This is a genomic window from Shinella sp. 20P9.1.1 (genome assembly GCF_057798995.1).
In genome coordinates this window covers 179,728-204,733 of record NZ_JBYOLC010000001.1, presented here as the reverse complement: position 1 = coordinate 204,733, position 25,006 = coordinate 179,728, and the positions used below count along the sequence as shown (strand labels likewise).

The window sequence follows — 25,006 nt, the reverse complement described above, 5'->3', positions numbered from 1 at the left end:
TGATCGCCGGCAGCACGGACACTTTCGCAATCTCAAGGCAGAGGGTGAATTGGGGCACGGCCGCTCCTTCCAGCACAGGATCACAGGCGTCCCGGATCACGATCAAAACATAACGTCTTTACTCATGTTTTATCCGCAAGGGAAGCCGGCCGACCGAGGATGGGGCTCAGCGGAGGATGACGCGGTCCCGGCCCGACTTCTTGGCGTCATAGAGGCCATTGTCGGCCCGCGAGATGGCCGAGCCGACGCTTTCGGTCCCCTCGCAGATCGCGCCGCCCACGCTGACCGTCACCTTCAGCGTGTCCGTATCGATGATGAAAGGCTCAGACCCCACGACCTGCCGCAGCCGTTCGGCCATGGCATGGACCGACGCATCATCCGGGCGGCAGAGCACGACGGCGAATTCTTCTCCGCCCATGCGGCCGAAGCGGTCTTCCGGGCGAAGCACGTCACGGCAGCGCCGGGTGAATTCGACGAGCACCGCATCGCCGACACCATGGCCATAGCGGTCGTTGATCGTCTTGAAATGATCGATGTCGAGCATCAGGAAGGTGGCGGACGCACCGCTTTTCTGGCACTCGGCATGGATGCGGTCCGCCTCCTCGAAGAAGCGGCGGCGGTTCATCGCGCCGGTCAGCGGATCGGTATCGGCGAGAACCTTCAACTCCCTCGCGTAGCTGCGCTCGCGCGTCACGTCGATATACATGTTGACGTTGAAATTGCCGATCGTGCGGTGGCGGAACTGGATCGTGCGCGTTTCGCCGCTCGCCGTCGCCACATCAAGGTCGAAGGGCGTCATCTCGCGGTTTTCCGCGCGGGCGGCCGCGATGGACTCATACCATTGCGTGCGGGCGAATTCACGATAGTCCGGATCCGGATAGGCAAGCCGCCACCAGTCCTCGATGTTGGAAATCTCATCCTGCGTGTAGCCAAACAGGGCCTTGAAGGTCGAATTGGCAAACTGGATCTGGTCGTCGGTGCCCGATATCTCGAAGCCAAAGGGCAGCCAGTTGAGCAGCGAAATGACGTTCTCCTGCCAGCCGGCGAGCGTCACGGAGCCCTGCGGCGGCGCATCGAGGAAGGTAAAGAGGCGCAGGATTTCGCCCTCCACCGCAACCTTGGTGACCTGCACCATGAGGATGCGCTCCTGACCCTGCACCTGCGCGCGGATCAGAAAGGGTTCGCCGGGAACGCCGACCGGCGCCACGCTCCAGATCTGGCCGAGCATCAGGGTGGCTTCCTGGCCGACCAGCTCCTCAACCGAACAGCCGCCAAAACCCTCGAGGCCGCGGCCGAACAGGATCGCGGCATTGGCATTCGCATAGCGCACCGAAAGCGTCGGCTTTTCCATGAGAACGAGCGGCGCACCGACGCAGTTCATCCAGAAGTCCACCTCTTGGCGGGACCTCCGGGAGTGGGTCTCATCCGGTGACGGGGAGATCTGGACTGCGGTGTCAGGCATGCTCATGCGCTTGCTACTCGCTACTCGGATGCGGCGCGGCCATTGCACCATCCGCGAAACGCTAATGGCTCGGCGTAAGGATTTGGTTTACGCGGCGTGAGCATGTCATGGCGCAGCGACGTTATTCCTTTATGGTGCACAAAAGCCTCAGGAAGGAATGCCGACGCATGAGCCGACAGACAGACGCCATCCTCGCCCTCTGCCATGCCCTGCCGCCGACGCGTACCGCGATCGTGCATCCGGTCAAAGCAAACGTGGTGGAAGCGGCGGCCGAGGCCGTACGGGAAAAGCTGATCGTGCCCGTGCTAGTCGGCCCCGCAGCGAAGATCACGCAGGCGGCGCAGGAGGCTGCCGTCGATATCAGCGGCTGGGAGATCGTCGATACCGAGCACAGCCATGCCGCGGCCGCCAAGGCAGCGGAACTCGCCGCCGGCCATCATGTCGATGCGATCATGAAAGGGTCGCTGCACACGGACGAGCTCCTGAGCGCCATTGTGAAGGCCGATGCGGGCCTGCGCACCGAGCGGCGCATTTCGCATTGCTACCTCATGGACATCGCGACCTATCCGAAACCCTTCATCATCACGGATGCTGCCGTCAACATCCTGCCGGAGCTGCCGGTCAAGGCCGATATCGTGCAGAACGCCGTCGACCTGTGGCGGGTCGTCTTCGGCGATCATAAACCCAAGGTGGCCGTGCTCGCTGCCGTCGAGACCGTCAATCCGAAAATGCAGGCGACGCTCGATGCCGGAGCGCTCTGCAAGATGGCGGACCGCCGTCAGATCACCGATTGCTTGATCGACGGACCGCTTGCCTTCGACAATGCGATCAGCGCCGAGGCGGCGCGGGAAAAGGGCATCGTATCCGAGGTCGCCGGCCATGCTGATATCCTGCTGGTTCCCGACATCGAGGCCGGCAACATGCTGGCCAAGCAGCTGACATTCCTCGGTGGAGCGGAGGCGGCCGGCATCGTGCTCGGCGCGCGCGTCCCCGTAATCCTCACCAGCCGCGCCGACAATGAACGCACGCGTCTGCTTTCCTGCGCGCTTGCCGTGCTGCTGGCCGATGCCCGTACAAAGGGCCGCATCCTGTGATCGATGTCCTGCTCGTCCTCAACACCGGCTCGTCCAGCCTGAAATTCGAGGTTTTCGCTTACGACAAGCTCGACAGGCTCGCCAAAGGCAAAGTGACCGGCATCGGCAGCAGAGCCCGGCTTGATGCAACCATCGAGGAGACCGGCGCCGTCATCGGCGAGCCGCTTGCCGCTGACGATCACGAGACGGCCATGCGCGCGGTGATCACGCTGATCGATCGCTACGACGACGGCTGGCGCATGGTCGCGACCGTCCATCGCATCGTGCATGGCGGGGAAAACTTCGTCGCGCCGGTGGTCGTTACACCAGACGTCCTCACGGAACTCGAAACGCTCGTGCCGCTCGCGCCGCTGCACCAGCCCTACAATCTCGCCGGCATCGCGGCCTCGGACCGGTTGGCCGATGCCCCCGACATCGCCTGCTTCGACACCGCCTTCCATGCCGGCCAGGCGCCGGTGTTCAAGACCTTTGCCGTCGAGGAGGCGCTGCGTGAAAAAGGTATCCGCCGCTATGGCTTCCACGGGCTCTCCTATGATTGGATTGCCCGTGTGCTTGCCCGTGACTATCCAGACGTGGCGAAAGGCCGGGTCGTCGCCGGCCATCTCGGCAATGGCGCGAGCCTCTGCGCCATGATCGGCGGCAAGAGCATCGACACGACCATGGGCATGACGGCGCTCGACGGCCTGCCCATGGGCAGCCGCAGCGGCGCCATCGATGCCGGAGCGGTCACTTATATGATGCGCAGCTTCGACCTCTCCGTGGAGGAGGTCGAGCGGATGCTCTACGAACGCTCCGGCCTCAAGGGCCTCTCCGGCATCAGCAATGACGTCAAAACCCTGCTCGAAAGCAACGACCCGCGCGCCGCCTTCACGCTCGACTATTTCGCGCTGAAGGTCGCGCAATATGCCGCCATGATGGCGACCTCTATGGGCGGCATCGATGCCTTCGTCTTCACCGGCGGCATCGGCGAGAACGCCGCCCCCGTGCGCGAGGCCATCCTGTCCCGGCTCGCCTTCCTCCAGCCCTTCCGCACGCTGGTCATTGCTGCCAACGAGGAGCGCATGATGGCGATCCACGCCAAGGCGCTGCTCGCAACCTGACGCAACTCCATAGTTTTTTAGTCAGACTAAAAAACGGTTTGACAATGCCGCCGCCCATCGCATTATTGAAGTAATACTAAAAACTTCGGCGAGCACAATGGCGAGCACTGCAAAGCAACCGGCAGCCGACACGCAGGCCGTGGGCGCGCGTCTGCGCGCCTGTCGGCGCGCCCTGAAGATGACCTTGCAGGAAGTGGCGGATACTGCCGGCTTTTCGGTCGGCTTCATCTCGCAGATCGAGCGCGGTATCACCGTTCCCTCGCTGACATCGCTCGTCGCCGTCTGCCGGGCGCTCAATACCGATGTCGGCTCGTTCTTCCAGCCGCCGCGCGTGGAAACGCCGATCACCCGGCGTGACGGACGCGCCGTCTATGGCCTCGGCGGCACGCCGGACAGCGCCATCACCTATGAGCGCCTCTCCGCCTCCTTCCCCGGCAGCGTCTTGTGCTCGACGCTCATCCATGCGCCGCCCGGCTTTCACAGCGAGCCCATGTCGCATGAAGGCGAGGAGATCTATTTCATCGTCGAGGGCGCATTGACCATCGAGATCGACGGCGAGCACACCGTTCTGGAAGCGGGTGATTCCGCGCATTTCCTCTCGACGCTGACGCACACCACCTGGAACCACACGAGCACGCCGACGATGATCTTCCATACCTGCACCATGGACGTCTTCGGTGCCGCCGAAGCGGCGGGCCGGACACCGGCAAGCTTCGTCGTCAAACGCAAATCCCCCTTCTCCGACACTCCGTAATTGCAAGGACAGATCATGACCGAACAGACCGCCACGCGCCTGAAGGCGCTGCGCCAGCGCATGGCCGAAACCGGCACCGGCCTCGTCGCCATCGCGCCCGGCTCCCATATGGATTGGGTGCTGGGCTTCCATCCGCATCCCGACGAGCGGCCCTGCCTGCTTTTGATCGGCCCGGAAAAGGAAGCCTTCCTGATGCCGGTGCTGAATGCAGAGGGTACACGCGAATTCACCGATATCGCCTTCCACACTTGGGCGGATGAGGTCGGCCCGGTCGCGGCCCTTGCCGCAGCCCTCGCCGATATCGATGCGCAAGTGCCGGGCCTCGTCGCGCTGGACGAAACCATGCGTGCCGATTTCGCGCTGCTCCTGCTCGACGCGCTGCCGGCCGAGACGCGCCGCGACTTCACGCCCGCCACGCTCGGCGGCCTGCGTATGCGCAAGGACGCTGCGGAATATGCCAAGCTGAAGATGAATGCCGGCATTGCCGACCGCGCCATGCAGACCGCCTTCGCCGCCATCCGCCCCGGCATGACGGAAAAAGAGGTCGCCGCCGCCATCCGTGCGCATTTCTCCTCCGAGGGCGCCTCGCCGCAATTCTGGATCGTCGGCGCGGGCGGCAACGGCGCCTTTCCGCATCATTCGGCGAGTGAAAAGATCGTGCAGGAAGGCGATGCCGTCGTCATCGATATCGGCGGCCGCAAGGAGGGTTTCCCCTCCGACATCACCCGCATGGCCGTCATCGGCATCGCACCGGAGGGTTACGGCGAAATCCACACCATCGTCGAAAAGGCCGTTCAGGCGGCGCTGAAGGCGGCGAAACCAGGCGTTCTCGCCCGCGAAGTCGATGCGGCTGCCCGCAAGGTCATCACCGACGCCGGCTATGGCGACTATTTCGTGCACCGCACCGGCCACGGCATGGGCATCGACGGCCACGAGCCGCCCTATATCACCGCCACCTCGGAAACCGTGCTGGAAGAGGGCATGGTGTTCTCCATCGAGCCCGGCATCTATCTGCCCGGCCGCTTCGGCATCCGCCTGGAGGATATCGTGATCCTGCGCGCGGACGGACCGGAAATCCTCTCCGCGCTGCCGCGCAGCGTGCATGTCGTGCCGGTCTGATTGTCAATGCAGCGGGGCGGTGTGTGACCACCACCCCGTTCACAAGTGCCGTTTTGTGAACAATGCGTTCTCATCGCATGCCTTTTCAAGCCTCACGCGATGCACCATGTTCCGCCCAACACATCGTGCAACGGACGCTGAGCGTCGAGGCGGACATCATGAAGAAAATCGGCTTTCTCTCCTTCGGCCACTGGACACCCTCTTCACAATCCCAGACGCGCTCGGCGGGCGATACGCTCCTCCAGTCGATCGACCTTGCCGTCGCGGCCGAAGAGCTGGGCGCCGACGGCGCCTATTTCCGCGTCCATCACTTCGCCCGGCAGCTCGCCTCGCCCTTCCCGCTGCTCGCCGCCGTCGGCGCACGGACCAAGAAGATCGAGATCGGCACCGCCGTCATCGACATGCGCTATGAAAACCCGCTCTATATGGCCGAGGATGCCGGTTCGGCCGACCTCATCGCCGGCGGTCGTCTCCAGCTCGGCATCAGCCGCGGCTCGCCCGAGCAGGTCATCGATGGCTGGAGCTATTTCGGCTACGAGCCGCAGGAGGGCATGAGCGACGCCGATATGGGCCGCCGCCATGCGGAGGTCTTTCTCGACGTCCTGAAGGGCGAAGGCTTCGCCCAGCCGAACCCGCGGCCGATGTTCCCGAACCCGCCGGGCCTGCTGCGTCTCGAGCCGCATTCCGAAGGTCTGCGCGAGCGTATCTGGTGGGGTGCCGGCTCGAACGCGACAGCCATCTGGGCGGCCCAGCGCGGCATGAACCTGCAAAGCTCCACCCTCAAGGACGACGAGACGGGCGAGCCCTTCCATGTCCAGCAGGCCGCACAGATCCGCGCCTATCGCGAGGCCTGGAAGGAAGCCGGCCATAGCCGCACGCCCCGCGTCTCGGTGAGCCGCAGCATCTTCGCCCTGGTCGACGATCGCGACCGTGCCTATTTCGGCCGGGGCGGCAAGGAAGAGGATTCGATCGGCTTCATCGACGACAAGACACGCGCGATCTTCGGTCGGTCATACGCCGACGAGCCGGACCGGCTGATCGCGCAGCTGGCCGCCGACGAGGCGATCCAGGAGGCCGACACGCTGCTGCTCACCGTGCCCAACCAGCTCGGCGTCGAATACAACGCCCATGTCATCGAGGCGATCCTGAAGCACGTCGCGCCGGCGCTGGGCTGGCGATAGAGCATTTCCAGCCGGAGCGACCTCGCTTCGGCGTCGGACAATGCGGTAAAACAAAAAACCGAGAGCATTTCCGGTGAACCGGAAATGCTCTGGAAATCACACCCGTTCGATGTCGCGGCGAAGCACGATGGAGGTCGTCAGGTCCTCCACATTGTCCATCGTCGCGACCTCGTCGCGCAATTCGTTCAGCGCGTTGATCGAGCCGACCTCGACCTCGACCACAAGGTCGAGCTGGCCGCTGACCGAGGAGACCTTGCGCACGGCCGAAAAGCCGGCAAGGCGGTCGAGCACGCCGATCGACGGCGTGCGCTTCAGCGTCACCAGCAGGAAGGCCTGGATCTGGCCGTCGTCGAGCTGGCCGATATCGGCGCGATAGCCCCTGATGATGCCGGCCTTTTCCAGCCGCGTGACGCGCTCCGTCGTTGCACTTCGGGAAAGCCCGATGCGCCCGGCAAGCGACTTCATCGGGATGCGCGCTTCCCTGGTGAGGATGCTGAGGATCGTCCGGTCGATGGTATCCGTGCCCTGCATGATGCCTCTCTCCGCTGCGCCGACAAGATGACGGTTATTACAGACAGAGTGCCGGCACAACCGGCATAATGCCGGATGCACCGAAACGCCGTCCATGCAAATCTTCGCATCGAAAAGAGGATTGCCATGAACGACATGCTGAAGACGACCCCGGACTTTTCCATCGACGCCGCCGCCGCCCTGCTCAAGGAGCATTACGGGCTTGCCGGCAAGCTCTCGCCGCTCGCCAGCGAGCGCGACCAGAACTTCAAGGTGGAAGCGCCTGAGGGGACCTTCATCCTGAAGATCGTCAACGCCGCCGAGCCGGCCGTGGAGAGCGATTTCCAGACCGCGCTGCTCGCCCATCTTGGCGTCCATGCCGGCGATCTGCCGGTGCCGCATATCCGCCCCACCCTTTCCGGAGAAAGCCTGGCCGCCACGACGCGCCCCCACGGTACTGCGCACCGCGTCCGCCTCGTCAGCTGGGTCGAGGGCGAGCCGCTCGCCGAAACGGGCCGCAGCGAAGCCGCACTCGAATCCCTTGGCCGCATGCTCGGCCACTTCGATGCCGCGCTGAAGGGCTTCATGCATCCCGGCGCGCTGCGCGATCTAGACTGGGATATCCGTGCCGCCGGCCGTTCGGCGGGCCGCCTTTCGCATATCGCAGATGCCGAAGACCGCGCCCTCGTCGAACGCTTCCTCAAGCGCTTCGCCACCATTGCGCCGCGCCTTGCGACGCTGCGCGCCGCCGTCATCCACAATGACGCCAATGACTGGAACGTGCTGGTCGATGCCGCGAACCATGACCAGATTTCCGGCCTGATCGATTTCGGCGATGCGCTGCACACGCCTGTGATCGCGGAAGTGGCGATCGCCGCCGCCTATGCCGGGCTCGACCACGCCGACCCGATCGGCGCGGCCGCCGCCATCGCGCGCGGCTTCCATGCGGAATATCCGCTGCTCGAAGAGGAAGTCGACCTGCTCTTTGACCTGATCGCCGCAAGGCTCGTCACCTCCGTCACCATGTCGGCCTCGCGCCGCGTCCACACCGAGGACAATCCGTATCTCGCGATCAGCGAGCGCCCGGCCTGGACGCTGCTGCGCAAGCTCGACCGCATGAACCCGCGCTTCGCCACCGCCATCCTGCGCAAGGCCTGCGGCTTCGAGGCCGTGCCCGGTGCGCGCGGGGTGATCGACTGGATCGAAAAGAACCGCAAATCGCTCGCCCCGCTGCTCGAAAAGCCGGCCGCCACTTACCCGGCCGCCCTCGTGCCCTATGGCGATCCGACCCATCCGATGACCGTCGCCTCCGCCGCAGAACAGCCGGACGAAGCGCAGGCGATCTGGGACGCCTATTGCCGCGACACCGGAGTCGAGCTCGGCATCGGTCCCTTCGCCGAGGAACGCACTGTCTATGCCGGCGAGATGTTCGTCTCGCGCTTCATCCAGGGCGCGCGCCGCACGCACCATCTCGGCTTCGACCTTTTCCAGGCGGCCGGCACCAAGGTCTTCACGCCGCTTGCCGCCACCGTCGTCAGCGTCGAGGTCGAAAAGGACCCGCTCGGTTATGGCTGCCTGATCGCGCTTCACCACGCGCCCGAGGGCTGCCCGCCCTTCATCTCCCTCTGGGGCCATCTCGCCCATGAGGCCGTCAACCGCCTGAAGGCCGGCGACCGGCTTGAAGCCGGCGCGCTGGTCGGCGAAATGGGCGCGCCGAAGGAAAACGGCGGCTGGGCGCCGCATCTCCACCTGCAGATCTCCACCGACACGACGCTCTCGGCCACCGAAATCCTCGGCGTCGGCGAGCCGCGCTATCTCGATGTCTGGGCCGAACTCTTCCCCGATGCCCGCACCTTCGCCGGCATCGCGAAGGAATTCTTCGAGCGTCAGGGCCGCTCGCACGAGGAAATCGTGAAAATGCGGCGCGAGCTGCTCCTGCCGAACCTCTCGATCTCTTACGAAAAGCCGATCAAATTCGTGCGCGGCGAAGGCGTCTGGCTGATCGACGATAGCGGCCGGGCCTATCTCGACTGCTTCAACAATGTCTGCCACATCGGCCATGCCCATCCGGCCGTCGTGGAAGCGATGGCCAGGCAGGCCGCGACGCTCAACACCAACACACGCTACCTGCACGACAACATCGTCGCCTATGCCGAGCGCCTGACGGCGACGCTGCCGAAAGAACTCACCGTCGCCGGCTTCGTCAACAGCGGCTCGGAGGCCAACAGTCTGGCGCTGCGCATGATGCGCGCCCATACCGGCCGCGAAAACGCCATCACGCTCGACTGGTCCTATCACGGCACGACGCAGGAGCTGATCGACATCAGCCCCTACAAGTTCCGCCGCAAGGGCGGCAAGGGGCCGAAGCCGCATATCCATATCGCCGCCGTGCCGGACAGCTACCATGCCCCGGCGGACTGGCCGATCGAGGAGCATGGCAAGCGGTTTGCCGAAAGCGTCGCCGAGCAGATCGCCGTCATGAAGGCCAAGGGCGAAGGTCCGGGCTTCTTCATCGCCGAATCCATTCCGAGCGTCGCCGGGCAAGTTTTCCTGCCGGAGGGCTATCTCAAGGAGGTCTATCGGCTGGTGCGTGAAGCGGGCGGCGTCTGCATCGCCGACGAGGTGCAGGTCGGCTTCGGCCGCGTCGGCGGCCATTGGTGGGCCTTCGAGACGCAGGGCGTCGTGCCCGACATCGTCACCATGGGCAAGCCGATCGGCGACGGCCATCCGCTCGCCGCCGTCGTCACCACCCGCGAAGTGACCGACAGCTTCAACAACGGCATGGAGTATTTCAACACCTTCGGCGGCAACCCGGTCTCCTGCGCCGTCGGCCTTGCCGTGCTCGACGTCATCGAGGGCCAGGACCTGCGCGGCAATGCGCTCACTGTCGGCAATTACCTGATGGACGCCTTCCGCGACATGCAGACGCGTTACCAGGCGATCGGCGACGTGCGCGGCCTTGGCCTCTTCCTCGGCATCGAACTCGTCACGGACCGCAAGACCAAGGCGCCCGCCACCGAATTCGCCCGCGCCGTCTCCAACGGCGCGCGCCGCCGCGGCGTCTTGATGGGCACCGAAGGCCCGCATGACAACGTTCTGAAGATGCGCCCGCCGATGATCTTCTCGAAACGCGACGCCGATCATCTCATCGCCGTGCTTGAGGAAACCTTCGCCGACGTCGAAAAGACGCTCGGCTAAGTCCTGAAACACCACAGTTTCAAACCTGTCAGCCGGGGGCGCTTTCCCCCGGCCGGGAAGACGCATGCCAAAAAATCAATCAAGGAGGAGAACACCATGAAGACGACAATCCTGGCCCTCGCGGCCGCAGCTTTTGCCGCCGGCACGGCCCATGCGGGCACGTTAGATGTCATCAAGGAGCGCGGCGAGGTGCGCTGCGGCGTCAGCCAGGGCGTGCTCGGCTTTTCCGTGCCGGACAAGAACGGCGTCTGGGGCGGTTTCGACGTCGATTTCTGCCGGGCGGTCGCCGCCGCCACCCTCGGCAATCCGGACAAGGTGGCCTATGTGCCGCTTTCCACCAAGGACCGCTTCACGGCGCTGCAATCGGGCGAAGTCGATCTTCTCTCGCGCCAGACGACCTGGACCCTGTCGCGCGACACCGATCTCGGCATGAGCTTCGTCGGCGTCAACTACTATGACGGCCAGGCCTTCATGGTGAACAAGGAGGTTGGCGTGAAGAGCGTCAAGGAGATCTCCGGCGCCTCCGTCTGCACGGAAACCGGCACGACGACCGAGCAGAACATGGCCGACTATTTCAGCGCCAACAAGATCGAATACCAGGTCATCGCCTTCGAAAAGCCGGACCAGACGATCCAGGCCTTCAACACCGGCCGCTGCGACGTCTATTCGACGGATGCGTCCGCGCTCTACGCTCAGCGCCTGACGCTGAACAACCCTGAACGTTTCGAGGTTCTGCCGGAAGTCATCTCCAAGGAACCGCTCGGCCCGGCCGTGCGCCAGGGCGACGACCAGTGGTTCAAGATCGTGCGCTGGACGCTGTTTGCGCTGATCGAAGCCGAGGAGATGGGCATCACCAAGGAAAACGCGGCCTCGCTCGTCGACAGCGGCACGGTCGCGCAAAAACGTTTCCTCGGCATCGAAAACGAAGCCGGCAAGGCGATGGGGCTCGATCCGAAATGGGCCTATCAGGCGATCTCGGCCGTCGGCAATTACGGCCAGATTTTCGAGCGTCATCTCGGCAAGGACAGCCCGCTCAAGATCGACCGCGGCCTCAACCGCCTGTGGAACGACGGCGGCCTGATGTATTCGCCGCCGGCGCGCTGAACCCGAATATCGAAGATCGACGCCGCGGATATCCTCCGCGGCGTTTTCGTTCAGGCGGCCGCCAGCCGCACCCGATGCTGCGGCGCGATCTCGACCAGTTCGGACGAAGGCGGCGCGGTGAAAACATCCGGCGACGTGCTGCCATCGGACACGAAACGGCGGCCGGTAAGTTTCGGCAGATCGGCGAAACGGTCCTGCTTTGCCGCCGGATCGAGCGCGGCGGCCGGATCGGGAATGGCGGCGATCAACCGACGTGTATAGGGATGGGCGGGCGCTTCGAAAATCTCGCGCCAGCCGCCCTCCTCCACGACCTCGCCGAAATACATCACCAGCACCCGGTCGCTCATATGCTCGACCACGCTGAGATCGTGGCTGATCATCAGGTAGGAGAGGCCGAGTTTCTCCTGGAGGTCGAGCAGCAGATTGATGATCTGCGCGCGGATCGAAACGTCGAGCGCGGAGACCGGCTCGTCGAGCAGCACGATTTCCGGTTCGAGGATCAGCGCGCGGGCGATGCCGATGCGCTGGCGCTGGCCGCCGGAGAATTCATGCGGATAACGGCCCGCCTGTTCTGGCGTCAGGCCGACATTCTTCAGCATCGCCTCGATGCGGCCCTCGATCTCCGAGGCGGCGGTGATGCCGTGCAGGCGGAGCGGAGCGGCCAGCGAGGTGCGCACCGACTGGCGCGGGTTGAGCGAGGCATAGGGGTCCTGGAACACCATCTGCACCGCCTTCGCGCGCTGCATGCGCCCCGGTGCGCCGGCACCCACGAGCGACTGGCCGCGATAGCGGATCATGCCTTCGGTCGGCTCCTGGAGGCCGAGGATGGACAGCGCCGTCGTCGACTTGCCGCAACCGGATTCACCGACGATCGACAAGCACTCGCCCTTGGCAAGCTCGAAACTGATGCCGTTGACGGCATGCAGCATGCGCTTGCCCGTGCCGAGCAGGCCGCCGCCGGAAATCGGGAAACGGACGTGGAGATCGTTCACCTGCAGCAGGGGGGCGGTCATGGCTGGCTCCCTTCCGGTCCGCGCGGGGCGATGAAGCGGGTCTCGGTGAGTTTCGAGCGATCGGCGATAATGCTGTCGATATCGACGAGCCGCTGACGGCCATGTTCGCTGCGGCTGCCGAGGCGCGGCAGGGCGCCGAGCAGGCCGCGCGTGTATTCGTGGCGCGGCTTGTCGAAGAGCGCCCGCGTCTCGTTTTCCTCGACGAGGAAGCCGGAATACATCACCCCAACGCGCTGGCAGATGCTGGCGATGACGCCGAGATCGTGGCTGATGAACAGCACCGCGGTGCCCCTTGCGGCGCAGAGCTCCTTGATCAGCCGCAAAACCTCGGCTTGAACGGTGACGTCGAGCGCCGTGGTCGGCTCGTCGGCGATCAGCAGGTCCGGGTCGCAGGCGAGCGCCATGGCGATCATCACGCGCTGGCGCAGGCCGCCCGACATCTGGTGCGGGTAGTTTTTTGCACGCCGGTCGGGATTGGGCACGCGCACGTTCCCGAGCGCCTCGACAGCGAGCTTTTCCGCCTCGCCCCAGCTCTTGCCCTGATGCAGCACGAACATTTCGGCGATCTGCCGGCCGACCGTCGACAGTGGGTTAAGCGCCGTCATCGGCTCCTGGAAAATCATGGCGATACGGTTGCCGCGCAGCCGCCGCATCTCGCGCTTCGGCAGGGCGAGCAGGTTCTGCCCCTTGAACAGGATTTCGCCGCCGGAGACCGTGAGCGGCTTCTTCAGAAGCCCCATGATGGCGAGCGACGTCACCGACTTGCCCGAGCCGGATTCGCCGACGAGACCATAGGCTTCGCCCGGCATGATCTGGAACGAGACGCCCTTGAGGAGCGGATGGACGGTGGAGCGATTGACAGCAACGCCGAGGCGCAGGTCTTTAATGTCGAGCAGCGGCGCGGTCATGGCTTGCGCGTCCTCATGTGCGGGTCGAGGCTGTCACGCAGGCCATCGCCGAGAAGGTTGAAGCCGAGTACCGAGAGGAAAATGGCAAGGCCAGGGAAGATCGCGACCCAGGGTGCCAACTGAATGAGCTGGCGCGCATCCGTCAGCATCGAACCCCAGCTCGGGAACGGCGGCTGGATGCCGAGGCCGAGGAAGGAAAGGGCTGCTTCCGACAACACCGCGGAGCCCATGCCGAGCGTCGCCATGACGAGGATCGGCCCCATCATGTTGGGCAGGATCTGCGTGAACATGATGCGCAGGTCGCCATAGCCCAGTGTCTGCGCCGCCTGCACGTAACCCTGCGATTTCAGCGAGAGCGTCGAGGAGCGCGCGATGCGGCAGGTCCAGCTCCAGTTGGTGAGGCCGAGCGCGATGAGCAGCGACGGCAGGCCGGGGCCGAGCACGGCCATGACGGCGAGCGCGAAGATCAGCGAGGGGATGGCGAGCATGACATTGGTCAGGCCGTTGACGAGATCGTCCCACCAGCCGCCCCAATAGCCGGCGGTCATGCCGAGCGTGATGCCGATCATCGAATTGATCACCTGCGAGACGATGCCGACCGTCAGCGAAATCTGCGCGCCGTAGAGGATGCGCGTATAGACGTCGCGCCCCTGCGCATCCGTGCCGAACCAGAAGGTGGCGTCGGGCGGCAGCTCCGAGCTCATCAGGTCCGCGTCGAGCACCGGGTCGAAGGGCGCGATCCACGGAGCCAGGATACCGGCGAGGATCACCAGCGCCGTCAGCCCGGCACCGAGCCAAAAATTGAAACCGAAGCGCATCCCCGTCACTCCTGCTTGATGCGCGGATCGATCGCGGCATAGATCAGATCGACGGCGGTGTTGATGACGAGGAACCACAGCACGATGACGAGGATCGTGCCTTGGACCACGGGAATGTCGCGGATCGCCACGCTGTCGACCAAGAGCGAGCCGATGCCAGGCCAGGCGAAGAGCTTTTCGATGACGACGGCCTGGCCGATCAGCGAGCCGAATTGCAGGCCGACCGTGGTGACGATCAGCACCAGCGCATTGCGCGCCACATGCCAGCGCACGACCTTCATCTCGCTCATGCCCTTGGAATGAGCGGTTCGGATGAAATCGGCGTTCAGCACATCGAGCACGCCCGCCCGCGTTGTGCGCGCCAGAAGCGCGAGCGGTGTGACGCCAAGTGTGACGGCAGGCAATATGAGATTGCGGAACGAACCGTCCCCGTAGCCGAAACTCGGCAGCCAGTTCAGCTGCAACGCGAACAGATACATCATCAAGAGGCCCAGCCAGAACTGCGGCATCGAGAGGCCCGAGACCGCACCGATCATCGTCACCGTATCGAGGATGGAGCCCGGCCTGAGCGCGGCCAGAAAGCCAAGGGGAACGCCGACGACCAGCGCGAAGACCATGGCGGCGATCGCCAGTTGCAGCGAGGCGCCCATGCGGTCGCCGATGAGATCGATCACCGGCTGGCGGGTGCGGAAACTGGTGCCGAGATCGAACTGGGCAAGATCCGTGACATAGGTCACGAAGCGCTCCATCAACGGCTTGTTGAGCCCGAACTCCTCGTTGAGGCGGGCGATCATCTGCGGGTCGGCGGCGCGCTTGCCATCGGCGAAGAGGCTCGCGGCAAAGGTGCCAGGCACCACCGAAAAGATGACAAAGATCAGCAGCGCCACCACGACAACCGTCGGGATGACCTGCAGGATGCGGCGCAGGGTGAAACGAAGCATTGACGGTTCCGTTTTGCCGCCCTTGCGGGCGTGAAAATCGATGCGGGGGCGGCTGAGACCGCCCCCGAACCCCTCAAGGCTTATTTGCGCGCGTCGGGCGCGGTCTCGTCGATCCAGATTTCGTCATAGGGCTGGACCGCCAGTTCCGTAGCGTTCGGTACGAGGCCGTGGATCCACGGCTGGTAGGCCATGACCGCCTTGTTGTAGTTGAAGAACCAGACCGGCGCGTCGTCCTGCACGATGTTGTTGGCCTGACGCAGCAGGTCGTTCTGCTTAGCCGGGTCACGCTCCTGCTGGGCGGCCTCATAGAGCTTGTCGAAATCCGGGCTCGCATAGCTCGTATAGTTGCAGGCCGACTGCGCCGTCTTGGAATAGTAGCAGCGCAGCGCGTTCAGCGGGTCGGGGCCGGAGAGGTTCGACCAGATGAAGGCCTGGAAGTTGTTCGACGTCACGGCATCGCCGAGCGCCGAGCTTTCGACCGGCTTCGGCTTGACGGTAATGCCGACCTTCTTCAGCATCGGCAGGATGGCCTCGACGATCGGCACGCCCCAGCTCTCGTTCGGGCTCGCCGTCACCTCGAATTCGAAGCCGTCGGCATAACCGGCTTCCGCCAGCAGGGCCTTCGCCTTTTCCGGATCGAAGGCATAGGCGGCCTTGTCCTTGTCGAAGGCCGGCGAGGAGAGCGGCAGCCAGCCTGACGCCGGATAGGCCTTGTTCTTGACGAGGCGCTCGATGATCAGCGGCGCATTGATCGCATGGTTGATCGCCTGGCGGACGCGCTTGTCCTTGAAGGGCTCGAAGGCCGGGTTGAAGCCGATATTGCGGGTATAGACCTCAGCGACTTCGAGCAGGTGATCCTTCAGGCCCTCCTCGCCCTGATAGGCCTGGTACTGGGTCGGGCCGAGGATCGAAACGTCGATTTCCTTGTTGCGGAAGGCGACGTCGCGGGCGGCGTCTTCGGCCATCAGCACGATGTTGATGCGGTCGAGATAGGGCTTGCCCTCCTCGTAATACTTGTCGAACTTCTCGACGACGACCTGCGAGCCCGGCACATGCTCCTTGAAGACGAAGGCACCGAGGCCGACCGGGTTCTTGGCGAAGCTCGACTCGTCCTCGACGTTCGACGGGTAGATGACCGTCGTGTTCTGCATCAGCGGGAAACCGGGATTGATCGGGCCGGTATAGGTGATCTCCAGCGTGTTGTCGTCGATCTTCTTCAGGCCGGAAATCTCGTCCGCCTTGCCGGCGATGAACTCTTCCGCGCCCTTGATGACGGCGATGAAGCTGGCGCCCGGAAAGGCGTTCTTCGGATTGGCGATACGCTTGTAGCTGTAGATGATATCGTCAGCCGTCAGCGGCTTGCCGTTGTGGAACACCGCGTTCTTGCGCAGGTGATAGGTATGGGTCGTGCCGTCCTCGGAGACCTCCTCGGAATCGGCCAGTTCCAGCACCGGCTTGTTCTCGATGGAGTTCCAGCTGTAGAGACCGCGGTGGATGGCCTGCGTGATGAACTCTTCCTGCGTGTTCGGGCTTGCCTGGACGTCGAGCGTGGCGAAGCTCGAGCCATAGGGCGCGGTGAAGACGAGCGTTCCGCCGGAACGTTCGCCGGCGGCCAGCGCCCCGGTTGCGGCGGAAAGGCTCAGCATGGCGGCGAGTGTCAGTTTTTTCAGCATTTCGTCCTCCCTCTCGTGCCGTTTTCGGCATCGTTTCGATAATTCAGTCTGACAGGCCCCTACCGAGCGTCATGCACGACGCGGCCTGCAAGCAGGGTCAGCAGGCAGCGCGTGCCTGAGAGAATGGTGTCGGCCGGGACCTCCAGCAGGTCGTTGTCGAAGACGGCGATATCGGCCCACTGGCCGGGCACCAGCCGGCCCTTCACGCCTTCGGCCTTCTGCGAATACGCACCGAATTCCGTATAGGCCTGCAGCGCCTCCACGCGGCTCAGCGTCTCGGTCTCGTCCATGATCGTGCCCTTGCCGGTCTTGCGCGTGATCATGGCGTGCAGGTTGGGGAAGGGATCGGGCGAGCAGACCGGCGCATCTGAACCGGTCGAGGGCTTCAGGCCCATGCGCATCCAGGTGCCGATCTGGTAGGAGCCCTTGCCGCGCTCTTCGCCCAGCACGGAAATATAACTGTCGCCGAAATCGTGGATGAAGGCCATCTGCGGCGCCGGCAGGATGCCCGCCTCCTTCATGCGTGCGTCCTGTTCGGCCGTCGAGAAGCCGCAATGCTCGACACGGTGGCGGCGGTCCGGATCGGGCGTGGCGGCCAGCGCCTTTTCATAGGCGGTGATCAGCTGCTCGATCGCGCCGTCGCCGATGGCATGGCAGGCCATCTGGTAGCCGCGGTCGTGGAAGGATTTGACCAGCGCCTCGACCTCCGGGGTCGGCAGCATCTGCACGCCGATATTGTCGGGCTCGCCCTGATAGGGTTTCGTCATCCAGGCGGTACGTCCGCCGGCCGAACCGTCGAGGAAAATTTTGACCGCCCCGACGCGCAGCATGTCGTCGCCGGCGCCGGAAATCAGGCCGGCCCGCCAGCAATCCTCGACGATGGAGATGCCGGGATCGCCGAGCAGCGTCAACCAGACGCGCACCGGCAGGCGGCCGGAAAGCTTCGCCATTTCATAGGCCTGGATTTCAGCAAAGCCGGAGAGCTGCCCGACCGCCGCATCCATGCAACTGGTGATGCCAAGCGACAGCAGATACCGCCCGCCCCGCTCGATGCCGTCGATCAGTTCCTCCGTCGTCACCTCGGGCATGGCGGCCTTGACGAGGTTGATGGCGTTTTCGGCCAAAAGACCGTTGAGACGGCCGTCGGTGACGCCGATCACGCCGCCATCCGGCACCGGCGTCGCCTCGCTCACGCCCGCCAGCTCCAGCGCTCGCGAATTGGCGATGGCGATGTGGCCGCAGGCGCGGGTCAGCAGCACGGGATGATTCGGCACCGCCCGGTCGAGATCTTCGCGTGTCGGATGCCGGCCGGTATCGAGCTTGACCTGGTCATAGCCGCGGGCACGCACCCAGCCGCCCTTGGCAGTGGTCGAAGCGCGGTCGGCAAGGGCTGTCATCAACGCCGAAAGTGTCGGCGCTGCGGCGGGTGTTGCATCGACCCAGCCCATGGTGATGCCGGTCGAGATGAGATGCAGGTGATTGTCGATGAGGCCGGGGCTGGCGAAGCGGCCTTCGAGGTCGATGACCTCGGTGCGCGCGCCCTTCAGACTCAGCATGTCGGCACTGCTGCCGGTGGCCAGCACCTTGCCCTGCCAGACGGCGACGGCCTCGCTGATGCCCTCCTCCCGGCCGCACCAGATACGGCCATTGTGCAGGATGGTATCGGCTTCGATTGCAACGGACATTCACAACTCCCTTGTCGGAGCAACCGACCCGGTGCTCCGCTCCTCCTGACGCAACGTGAAAGGTTGCGGCCGGCTTGGCCAATTCGCTTTTGGCACCAGCCCATGCCGAAACGGCATACCCATTTCGATTGAATGACTTATGATCCACTCTATGGGCGGACACGATCGAGAGGGAACGGGCGTGGAGATCAAGTGGCTGGAGGATTTCGTGACGCTCGCGGACACGTCGAGTTTTTCCCGCGCGGCTGAAATGCGCAATGTCACGCAGCCGGCCTTCAGCCGCCGCATCAAACAATTGGAAAGCTGGCTTGGCGCAACGCTGATCAGCCGCGCCACCATGCCGGCGGAACTGACGCCGGCGGGCCGCAATTTCCTGCCGGTCGCGCAGGAGGCGATCCGCACCTTCTATGCGGCGCGCGAAGCGTTGCGCCCCTCTCATGAACCCGGTCTGGTGCGCTTCGCCGCCCTCCATACGTTGACGGTGACCTTCTTTCCGCGCTGGCTGCAGGCGCTCGAAAAAGCCGGTGGCGCCTTCAGCACCTCGCTGATCGCAGACCGCGGCGGCATCGAAGCCAATCTCGACGCGCTTGTCGGCGACGAGGCGGATTTCTTCCTGACCTACGCCCATCCGGAAGTGCCGTTCCATCTCGACCGCGGGCAATTCTCGTCGCTGACGGTCGCGCATGACCGGCTGATCCCGCTTGCGGCGGCTAGCATATCCATGCCCGGCGGCGCGCAGCCGGGGCTGCATATCCTCGACCGTGCCGTCGCGCAGCCGCGGCTCGCCATCCCCTATCTCAGCTACGGCTTCAACTCGTTCTTCGGTGTGGCGCTATCGCGCCTCATGCTGCGCCGTCCGCCCTTCCGCCGCCGCACGACGCATGAAAACACGATCAGCGCCGGACTGATGAACATGGCGGTGACGGGAGCGGGCATCTGCTGGCTGCCGGAGAGCCTGGCGCGCGACGAGATCGAAAGCGGACGCCTCGTGCCCGCCTCCGCCGATGCCGGCTGGAACCTCGATCTTGAAATCCGGCTCTACCGACATGCAGCAAGCCGCAGCCGCAAGGTCGAAGACCTGTGGCGTACGGCAAAGCTGCTGCTGGAGCGCGCGGTGGCCTGATCAGACCTTGAGGAAAAGCAGCGCGCGCAGGATTTCGGAAAAATCCTTGTGCTCGAACGCGATGGCGCGAAGGCCATGCGTGCGGGCACCGGGATACCAGCTGGCGCGATAGGCCTCGCCCGGCGTGTTGAACTCGATGATCACTTCGTAGTGCTCGGCCTTGGCGGGTAGCGCCTGCGCGAAATCACCTGAAAGGGCAGCGGCCACGCCCTCGCGAATGAGGCGCCGCGACCAGGCGGGCGAGATCGATATCGTCGCATGGCCCCGGCCGTCCAGCGTCTCCACCGCCGCAAGGCCCGGCACCATGGCCCGCGCCTCGGCACAGATGCCTTCATCACCGGCGAGGAAGACCGACGGCACGCCATAGCCCGCAGCACAAAGCGCGTTGAAGGTGAATTCGGAGGCGACCTCGCCATTCAGCAACAGGCGCGAAATGCGCATGTTGGAGGTGTGGGCGAGCGGATTGACCTCCGTGCCGGCCTTGGAGTGATAACCGGTATAGATCGCCGCGGCGAAGCCGGCGTCGATGCCGTACATCATCTCGTCCGGATGGCCGGACCAGCCGCGCACGATGCGCGCATAATCGGGAAGCCGGTCGAGGATCAGGTTGCGGCCGCTGCTGTGCGCGTCCTTGATCACGACCTCCGTCGCACCGGCGGCCCGCGCACCCTCGCAGGCGGCGACCACTTCGGCAGTCATCAGCGCGCGGAACTCATTCCAGTCCGGATGGCTGCGGTCGGCCTCATCCCATTGGGCAATGCCGGCGGTTCCCTCGATATCGGCGGAAATGAAGACTTTCATGGGTTCTGGTTCTCCTTCAGCCAGTCGGCCAGGGCGGGATAGACGCGGCCATTGCGGGCCGGGGTGGCGGACGCCATGCAGAGCGCATTCAGTACCGCCTCCTGCGTGGCCTCAGTGGCGGCGCGGAAGGCAAGGTCGATATGGTCATCGGAAAGCCGTTGCTGGCTGGTGATCGGCTCGGATGGATCGTGCTCGACGGGATCCGCCGTCGTGAAGCACAGCACGACATCGCCGCTGCCATGACCCCAGAAGGCGCCGAGCCGGGCAAGTCCCGCCCCGCCGCGCCGGGCGACGCGCTGCAATTGCCGGTCGCCGAGCGGCAGGTCCGTCGCCATGATGACGATGACCGAACCGCGCTCGGGACTAGCTGGCACGCGCGGATCGGGACGACGGCCATCCGGCAACACGAGATCGCCGGCCGCGCCGAAATTCGCCAGCACCAGCGTGCCGAGCGTAAAATCGCGTTTGGCGATGCGCATGACGCGCGAGGCCGTGCCGATGCCCGCCTTGAAGCCGAAGGCCGTCATGCCGGAGCCGGCACCGACCGCCCCCTGTTCGACCGGCCCCGGCCGGGCGGCATCGAGCGCGGCCATCGCATCGTCCGGTGTCACCGCCAGCGCCTGGATATCGTTGATGCTGCCGTCGTTGCATTCGCAGGCCAACGGATTGACCGTCGAGGTTTTCCGCCCGATCGCGGGATTGGCGGCAATCGCCCGGCGGATCAGCGCCTCCGTGCAGGCTGCGACGCCGAAAGTGTTGGTGAGCAGGATCGGCGTCTCGATGGTGCCGAGCTCGGCCACCTGCATCAGGCCCGCCGACTTGCCGAAGCCATTGATCACCTCGACCGCCGCGCGCGGTTTTACCCGGAACAGATCGCCCGGATGCGGAACGATGGCTGTAACGCCTGTAAAAATACCGTCGCCGCGCAGCGAGCGATGCCCGACGGCCACGCCCGAGACGTCGGTGATGGCATTGTCAGGCCCCACCGCCAGCCGGCTTTCCGGCATCAAACCCCATTCCCGCGCCGTCTTCATATCTGCTCCCCGATGTCCCGATCTTCCCTAGAGCATTTCCGCTTTTCTTCGAAACGCGAAGACGCTCTATCCTTTTGTCTTCACGCAATTCCGGACGCAAAACCGCTTCGCACTTTTGCTGGAATTGCTCTAAGCCGGAACGCCGGCCGCTTCCAGATAGAGCGACTGCAATCGACGCGTCATAGGGCCGGGCCGGCCATCGCCGATCATCCGCCCGCCGATCTTCACGACCGGCATGACGAGGCTGGAGGCCGAAGTCTGGAACGCCTCCGCCGCATGCTGCGCCTCCTCGGGAGAAAAGGCGCGCTCCTCGATGCGTAGCCCCTCGGCTTCGCACAGCCGGGCCAGCGCCCGCTGCGTACAGCCCGGCAGCGTCGCCTTCGAGGCGGCGCGGGTGAGGATGCGCCCGTCGGCGGTGATGACATGCGCCGTCGAGGATGCCCCCTCCGTCACCAGCCCCGCCTCGACCAACCAGACATCGTCGAAGCCGCGCGCCCGCGCCGCCTGCTTGGCCATGACCTGCCCGAGCAGCATCGCCGTCTTGATATCGCGCCGATGCCAGCGCGGATCGTCGGTCAGGTCGACGGCGATGCCCTCACGCTGCGCCTTGGTGCCAGTCAGCGTCTTCGTTTGGGTGAAGCCGACGAGTTTCGGCGCCATGCCTTGCGGATAGAGGAAATCGCGGTCCGCCTCGCCGCGCGAGACGTGCAGATAGACAGTGCCGTCCGTAAGCCGATTGCGGCTGATCAGTTCCGATTGCAGGGCCTCGATGTCCAGCCGGGGCAGCGGCAGGGCGATGCCGAGTTCGCCAAGCGAGCGTTCGAGGCGGGCGAGATGCAGGTCGTTGTCGATCATGCGCCCGGCAATGACGGCCGTCACCTCATAGACGGCATCGCCGAACAGGAAGCCGCGATCGAAAAGCCCGATGCGGGCCTCCTCCTCCGGCACGAAATCACCGTGCACATAAACGATCCTGCCCATCCGTTCCTCATTGCGCATTGGTTGTCACTGGCGCGGAACATTGGTGCGACTTGCCGGAGCTTGCCAATTCAATTTGGGCAAAACCTCATGCAAAAACGGCCTGGGGCTTTTGTTTTCAAAGGCTTGAACAAAAATGGCCGGCAAAGGCCGGCCATTTCCATCGTGGTGAGCGGATCGATCAGACGAGATCGAAACGGTCGGCGTTCATGACCTTGTTCCAGGCCGCAACGAAATCCCTGACGAACTTCTGGCCGGCATCCGACGCACCATAGACTTCGGCAAGCGCGCGCAGCTGGGCGTGCGAGCCGAAGATCAGGTCGACGCGGGTGCCGGTCCACTTGGCTTCGCCCGTCTTGCGGTCGCGGCCCTCATAGACGCCCTTCTTGTCGGCAACCGGCGACCAGACCGTGCCCATGTCGAGCAGGTTGACGAAGAAGTCGTTCGTCAGGGCCTCGGGACGGTTGGTGAGAACGCCGTGTTCGGGCGCACCGGCGTTCAGCACGCGCAGGCCGCCGACGAGAACCGTCAGTTCCGGCGCGGTGAGCGTCAGGAGCTGGGCGCGGTCGATGAGGGCTTCCTCTGCCTTCAGGAACTGATGGCGATTGGCGTTCACATAGTTGCGGAAGCCATCGGCGCGCGGCTCGAGCGCAGCGAAGGATTGAGCGTCGGTCTGTGCTTCGGAGGCATCCGCACGGCCCGGCGTGACGGCAACGGTGACGTCGTGGCCACCGGCCTTCGCCGCCTTTTCGACGCCGGCGGCACCGGCGAGCACGATCAGGTCGGCGAGCGAGATTTTCTTGGCCCCAGTCTGGGCCGCGTTGAAGTCCGCCTGGATGCCTTCGAGCACACCGAGAACCTTGGCAAGCTGCGCCGGCTGGTTGGCTTCCCAGTCCTTCTGCGGGGCAAGGCGGATGCGCGCGCCATTGGCGCCGCCGCGCTTGTCGGAACCGCGGAAGGTCGAGGCCGAGGCCCAGGCGGTGGACACGAGTTCCTGCACCGTGAGACCGGAGGCGAGAACCTTGGCCTTGAGGTCGGCGATATCCTTGTCATCGACCAGCGGGTGATCGACAGCCGGGATGACGTCCTGCCAGATCAGGTCTTCGGCCGGGACTTCCGAACCGAGATAGCGGGCCTTCGGGCCCATGTCGCGGTGCGTCAGCTTGAACCAGGCGCGGGCGAAGGCGTCGGCGAACTGGTCGGGGTTTTCGAGGAAGCGGCGCGAGATCGCCTCGTAGGCCGGGTCGAACCGCAGCGCGAGGTCGGAGGTGAGCATGCGCGGCAGGTGCTTCTTCGTGGAATCGAAGGCATCCGGAATGGTCGCGCCTGCGCCCTTGGCGACCCACTGGTGCGCGCCGGCCGGGCTCTTTTCCAGTTCCCATTCGTAGCCGAACAGGTTCCAGAAGAAATTGTTGCTCCACTTGGTCGGCGTCGAGGTCCAGGTGACTTCGAGACCGCTGCCGATCGCGTCCTTGCCGACGCCCGAATTGAACTTGCTCGCCCAGCCGAGACCCTGCGCTTCAAGTTCGCCGCCTTCCGGGTCGATACCGACGAAGGACGCGTCGCCCGCGCCATGCGTCTTGCCGAAGGTGTGGCCGCCGGCGATCAGCGCGACGGTCTCTTCGTCGTTCATCGCCATGCGGGCGAAGGTTTCGCGGATGTCACGGGCGGACGCCAGCGGGTCCGGATTGCCGTTCGGGCCTTCCGGGTTGACATAGATGAGACCCATCTGCACCGCGCCGAGCGGTTCGGCCAGCTGGCGCTCGCCGCTGTAGCGCTCGTCACCGAGCCAGGTGCCTTCCGGTCCCCAGTAGAGCTCTTCCGGCTCCCAGACGTCGGCGCGGCCGCCGGCGAAACCGAAGGTCTTGAAGCCCATGGATTCCAGCGCGACGTTGCCGGTGAGGATGAGCAGGTCGGCCCAGGAGATCTTGTTGCCGTATTTCTGCTTGATCGGCCACAGCAGGCGGCGGGCCTTGTCGAGGTTGACGTTGTCGGGCCACGAATTGAGCGGCGCGAAACGCTGCTGGCCCTGACCGGCGCCGCCACGGCCGTCGGTGATGCGATAGGTACCGGCCGAGTGCCAGGCCATGCGGATGAAGAGGCCGCCGTAGTGACCGAAGTCGGCCGGCCACCATTCCTGGCTGTCGGTCATCAGCGCGTGAAGGTCCTTCTTCACCGCATCGAGATCGAGCGACTTGAAGGCCTCGGCATAGTCGAAATCCTTGCCCATCGGGTCGGAGAGACTGGAGTGGCCATGCAGGACCTGGACGTCCAGCTGGTCCGGCCACCAGTCGCGGTTCGAGCGACCCTTGGTGACCGAATGGGCGACGGGACACTTGCCCGCGGTGTCAGTTTTCTGGTCCATGGTTTTCTCCTGTTGTGTTCGTTGTCTCTTCGAAGGCAAGCACATTGCGGCGATCACCGCCTTGCGGGGTCGCAAATGTGCGCGTTTTCCTTCCTTGCCTTCTCCATAGCGGAAGCGCATGATAAATTTAAGTTGGATTTTCTGA

The 25,006-nt window shown here is 64.6% G+C and carries 20 protein-coding genes; 8 read left to right on the top strand and 12 right to left on the bottom strand.

Annotated features, from left to right (window positions below; genetic code table 11):
* Nucleotides 1-166: 166 nt before the first annotated feature.
* Nucleotides 167-1,381, bottom strand: a complete 1,215-nt coding sequence (locus tag AC27VQ_RS00915) for a GGDEF domain-containing protein (protein WP_488714820.1) — start codon at nucleotides 1,379-1,381, stop codon at nucleotides 167-169.
* 188 nt (nucleotides 1,382-1,569) lie between these two features.
* Here AC27VQ_RS00915 and AC27VQ_RS00910 point away from each other — a divergent pair, with 188 nt between their 5' ends.
* The 5 genes from AC27VQ_RS00910 (at nucleotide 1,570) to AC27VQ_RS00890 (ending at nucleotide 6,710) form a co-directional block, all read left to right on the top strand.
* Nucleotides 1,570-2,556 carry a bifunctional enoyl-CoA hydratase/phosphate acetyltransferase gene (locus AC27VQ_RS00910; protein ID WP_488714819.1) on the top strand — a complete coding sequence of 329 codons (987 nt, stop codon included), beginning with the start codon at nucleotides 1,570-1,572 and terminating at the stop codon, nucleotides 2,554-2,556.
* A complete protein-coding gene (locus AC27VQ_RS00905) occupies nucleotides 2,553-3,656 on the top strand; it encodes an acetate/propionate family kinase (RefSeq protein WP_488714818.1) in 1,104 nt (367 codons plus the stop codon). The genes AC27VQ_RS00910 and AC27VQ_RS00905 overlap by 4 nt, the downstream gene beginning before the upstream one ends.
* 97 nt (nucleotides 3,657-3,753) lie before the next feature.
* Nucleotides 3,754-4,410, top strand: a complete 657-nt coding sequence (locus AC27VQ_RS00900; RefSeq protein WP_488714817.1) for a helix-turn-helix domain-containing protein — start codon at nucleotides 3,754-3,756, stop codon at nucleotides 4,408-4,410.
* Nucleotides 4,411-4,425: 15 nt separating this feature from the next.
* Nucleotides 4,426-5,529, top strand: a complete 1,104-nt coding sequence (locus AC27VQ_RS00895; protein WP_488714816.1) for a M24 family metallopeptidase — start codon at nucleotides 4,426-4,428, stop codon at nucleotides 5,527-5,529.
* A gap of 158 nt (nucleotides 5,530-5,687) precedes the next feature.
* Nucleotides 5,688-6,710 (top strand): LLM class flavin-dependent oxidoreductase, encoded by a 1,023-nt coding sequence (locus tag AC27VQ_RS00890; RefSeq protein WP_488714815.1) that lies wholly within the window; start codon nucleotides 5,688-5,690, stop codon nucleotides 6,708-6,710.
* Nucleotides 6,711-6,806: 96 nt separating this feature from the next.
* Here AC27VQ_RS00890 and AC27VQ_RS00885 read toward each other — a convergent pair whose 3' ends face one another.
* Complete coding sequence (locus AC27VQ_RS00885) at nucleotides 6,807-7,241, bottom strand: Lrp/AsnC family transcriptional regulator (RefSeq protein ID WP_488714814.1); 435 nt, start codon at nucleotides 7,239-7,241, stop codon at nucleotides 6,807-6,809.
* A gap of 126 nt (nucleotides 7,242-7,367) precedes the next feature.
* Here AC27VQ_RS00885 and AC27VQ_RS00880 point away from each other — a divergent pair, with 126 nt between their 5' ends.
* Together AC27VQ_RS00880 and AC27VQ_RS00875 are read left to right on the top strand one after the other, a co-directional pair.
* Nucleotides 7,368-10,418, top strand: a complete 3,051-nt coding sequence (locus AC27VQ_RS00880; RefSeq protein WP_488714813.1) for an aminotransferase class III-fold pyridoxal phosphate-dependent enzyme — start codon at nucleotides 7,368-7,370, stop codon at nucleotides 10,416-10,418.
* 96 nt (nucleotides 10,419-10,514) lie between these two features.
* The gene (locus AC27VQ_RS00875) at nucleotides 10,515-11,522 is read left to right on the top strand and encodes an amino acid ABC transporter substrate-binding protein (RefSeq protein WP_488714812.1); all 1,008 of its coding nucleotides are present in this window, start codon (nucleotides 10,515-10,517) and stop codon (nucleotides 11,520-11,522) included.
* A gap of 50 nt (nucleotides 11,523-11,572) precedes the next feature.
* Here AC27VQ_RS00875 and AC27VQ_RS00870 read toward each other — a convergent pair whose 3' ends face one another.
* The 6 genes from AC27VQ_RS00870 to AC27VQ_RS00845 all read right to left on the bottom strand — a co-directional run bounded on the left by AC27VQ_RS00870 (nucleotide 11,573) and on the right by AC27VQ_RS00845 (nucleotide 18,560).
* Entirely contained in the window at nucleotides 11,573-12,535 is a 963-nt protein-coding gene (locus AC27VQ_RS00870) for an ATP-binding cassette domain-containing protein (RefSeq protein WP_488714811.1), read from the bottom strand.
* On the bottom strand, nucleotides 12,532-13,443 hold the full coding sequence (locus AC27VQ_RS00865) for an ABC transporter ATP-binding protein (protein ID WP_488714810.1): 912 nt from the start codon (nucleotides 13,441-13,443) through the stop codon (nucleotides 12,532-12,534). The genes AC27VQ_RS00870 and AC27VQ_RS00865 overlap by 4 nt, the downstream gene beginning before the upstream one ends.
* Complete coding sequence (locus tag AC27VQ_RS00860) at nucleotides 13,440-14,261, bottom strand: ABC transporter permease (RefSeq protein ID WP_117370951.1); 822 nt, start codon at nucleotides 14,259-14,261, stop codon at nucleotides 13,440-13,442. The genes AC27VQ_RS00865 and AC27VQ_RS00860 overlap by 4 nt, the downstream gene beginning before the upstream one ends.
* 5 nt (nucleotides 14,262-14,266) lie before the next feature.
* Nucleotides 14,267-15,202, bottom strand: coding sequence for an ABC transporter permease (locus tag AC27VQ_RS00855; protein ID WP_257946662.1), 936 nt, complete (start codon nucleotides 15,200-15,202; stop codon nucleotides 14,267-14,269).
* Nucleotides 15,203-15,282: 80 nt separating this feature from the next.
* Complete coding sequence (locus AC27VQ_RS00850; RefSeq protein WP_488714809.1) at nucleotides 15,283-16,875, bottom strand: ABC transporter substrate-binding protein; 1,593 nt, start codon at nucleotides 16,873-16,875, stop codon at nucleotides 15,283-15,285.
* 59 nt (nucleotides 16,876-16,934) lie between these two features.
* Nucleotides 16,935-18,560, bottom strand: a complete 1,626-nt coding sequence (locus AC27VQ_RS00845; RefSeq protein ID WP_488714808.1) for an amidohydrolase — start codon at nucleotides 18,558-18,560, stop codon at nucleotides 16,935-16,937.
* A 181-nt stretch (nucleotides 18,561-18,741) separates the two neighbouring features.
* Between AC27VQ_RS00845 and AC27VQ_RS00840 the strand changes: the two genes are divergently transcribed.
* Nucleotides 18,742-19,683, top strand: coding sequence for a LysR family transcriptional regulator (locus tag AC27VQ_RS00840; protein ID WP_488714807.1), 942 nt, complete (start codon nucleotides 18,742-18,744; stop codon nucleotides 19,681-19,683).
* Here AC27VQ_RS00840 and AC27VQ_RS00835 read toward each other — a convergent pair whose 3' ends face one another.
* The 4 genes from AC27VQ_RS00835 to katG all read right to left on the bottom strand — a co-directional run bounded on the left by AC27VQ_RS00835 (nucleotide 19,684) and on the right by katG (nucleotide 24,861).
* Nucleotides 19,684-20,484, bottom strand: a complete 801-nt coding sequence (locus AC27VQ_RS00835; RefSeq protein WP_488714806.1) for a M55 family metallopeptidase — start codon at nucleotides 20,482-20,484, stop codon at nucleotides 19,684-19,686.
* Entirely contained in the window at nucleotides 20,481-21,518 is a 1,038-nt protein-coding gene (locus AC27VQ_RS00830) for a DmpA family aminopeptidase (protein WP_488714805.1), read from the bottom strand. The genes AC27VQ_RS00835 and AC27VQ_RS00830 overlap by 4 nt, the downstream gene beginning before the upstream one ends.
* Before the next feature lie 129 nt (nucleotides 21,519-21,647).
* Nucleotides 21,648-22,499 (bottom strand): D-amino-acid transaminase, encoded by an 852-nt coding sequence (locus AC27VQ_RS00825; protein ID WP_488714804.1) that lies wholly within the window; start codon nucleotides 22,497-22,499, stop codon nucleotides 21,648-21,650.
* Nucleotides 22,500-22,677: 178 nt separating this feature from the next.
* Nucleotides 22,678-24,861 carry a catalase/peroxidase HPI gene (gene katG, locus AC27VQ_RS00820; RefSeq protein ID WP_488714803.1) on the bottom strand — a complete coding sequence of 728 codons (2,184 nt, stop codon included), beginning with the start codon at nucleotides 24,859-24,861 and terminating at the stop codon, nucleotides 22,678-22,680.
* Nucleotides 24,862-25,006 lie beyond the last annotated feature (145 nt).

What these genes read in the sequence shown, in the direction of transcription:
- AC27VQ_RS00875 (WP_488714812.1), top strand. Translation starts at nt 10,515, where the DNA reads ATGAAGACGACAATCCTGGCCCTCGCGGCCGCAGCTTTTGCCGCCGGC.
- AC27VQ_RS00825 (WP_488714804.1), bottom strand. Translation starts at nt 22,499, where the DNA reads ATGGGCAGGATCGTTTATGTGCACGGTGATTTCGTGCCGGAGGAGGAG.
- AC27VQ_RS00880 (WP_488714813.1), top strand. Translation starts at nt 7,368, where the DNA reads ATGAACGACATGCTGAAGACGACCCCGGACTTTTCCATCGACGCCGCC.
- AC27VQ_RS00850 (WP_488714809.1), bottom strand. Translation starts at nt 16,875, where the DNA reads ATGCTGAAAAAACTGACACTCGCCGCCATGCTGAGCCTTTCCGCCGCA.
- AC27VQ_RS00895 (WP_488714816.1), top strand. Translation starts at nt 4,426, where the DNA reads ATGACCGAACAGACCGCCACGCGCCTGAAGGCGCTGCGCCAGCGCATG.
- AC27VQ_RS00915 (WP_488714820.1), bottom strand. Translation starts at nt 1,381, where the DNA reads ATGAACTGCGTCGGTGCGCCGCTCGTTCTCATGGAAAAGCCGACGCTT.
- AC27VQ_RS00830 (WP_488714805.1), bottom strand. Translation starts at nt 21,518, where the DNA reads ATGAAGACGGCGCGGGAATGGGGTTTGATGCCGGAAAGCCGGCTGGCG.
- AC27VQ_RS00855 (WP_257946662.1), bottom strand. Translation starts at nt 15,202, where the DNA reads ATGCTTCGTTTCACCCTGCGCCGCATCCTGCAGGTCATCCCGACGGTT.
- AC27VQ_RS00845 (WP_488714808.1), bottom strand. Translation starts at nt 18,560, where the DNA reads ATGTCCGTTGCAATCGAAGCCGATACCATCCTGCACAATGGCCGTATC.
- AC27VQ_RS00885 (WP_488714814.1), bottom strand. Translation starts at nt 7,241, where the DNA reads ATGCAGGGCACGGATACCATCGACCGGACGATCCTCAGCATCCTCACC.
- AC27VQ_RS00835 (WP_488714806.1), bottom strand. Translation starts at nt 20,484, where the DNA reads ATGAAAGTCTTCATTTCCGCCGATATCGAGGGAACCGCCGGCATTGCC.
- AC27VQ_RS00870 (WP_488714811.1), bottom strand. Translation starts at nt 12,535, where the DNA reads ATGACCGCCCCCCTGCTGCAGGTGAACGATCTCCACGTCCGTTTCCCG.
- katG (WP_488714803.1), bottom strand. Translation starts at nt 24,861, where the DNA reads ATGGACCAGAAAACTGACACCGCGGGCAAGTGTCCCGTCGCCCATTCG.
- AC27VQ_RS00865 (WP_488714810.1), bottom strand. Translation starts at nt 13,443, where the DNA reads ATGACCGCGCCGCTGCTCGACATTAAAGACCTGCGCCTCGGCGTTGCT.
- AC27VQ_RS00860 (WP_117370951.1), bottom strand. Translation starts at nt 14,261, where the DNA reads ATGCGCTTCGGTTTCAATTTTTGGCTCGGTGCCGGGCTGACGGCGCTG.
- AC27VQ_RS00890 (WP_488714815.1), top strand. Translation starts at nt 5,688, where the DNA reads ATGAAGAAAATCGGCTTTCTCTCCTTCGGCCACTGGACACCCTCTTCA.
- AC27VQ_RS00900 (WP_488714817.1), top strand. Translation starts at nt 3,754, where the DNA reads ATGGCGAGCACTGCAAAGCAACCGGCAGCCGACACGCAGGCCGTGGGC.
- AC27VQ_RS00910 (WP_488714819.1), top strand. Translation starts at nt 1,570, where the DNA reads ATGGCGCAGCGACGTTATTCCTTTATGGTGCACAAAAGCCTCAGGAAG.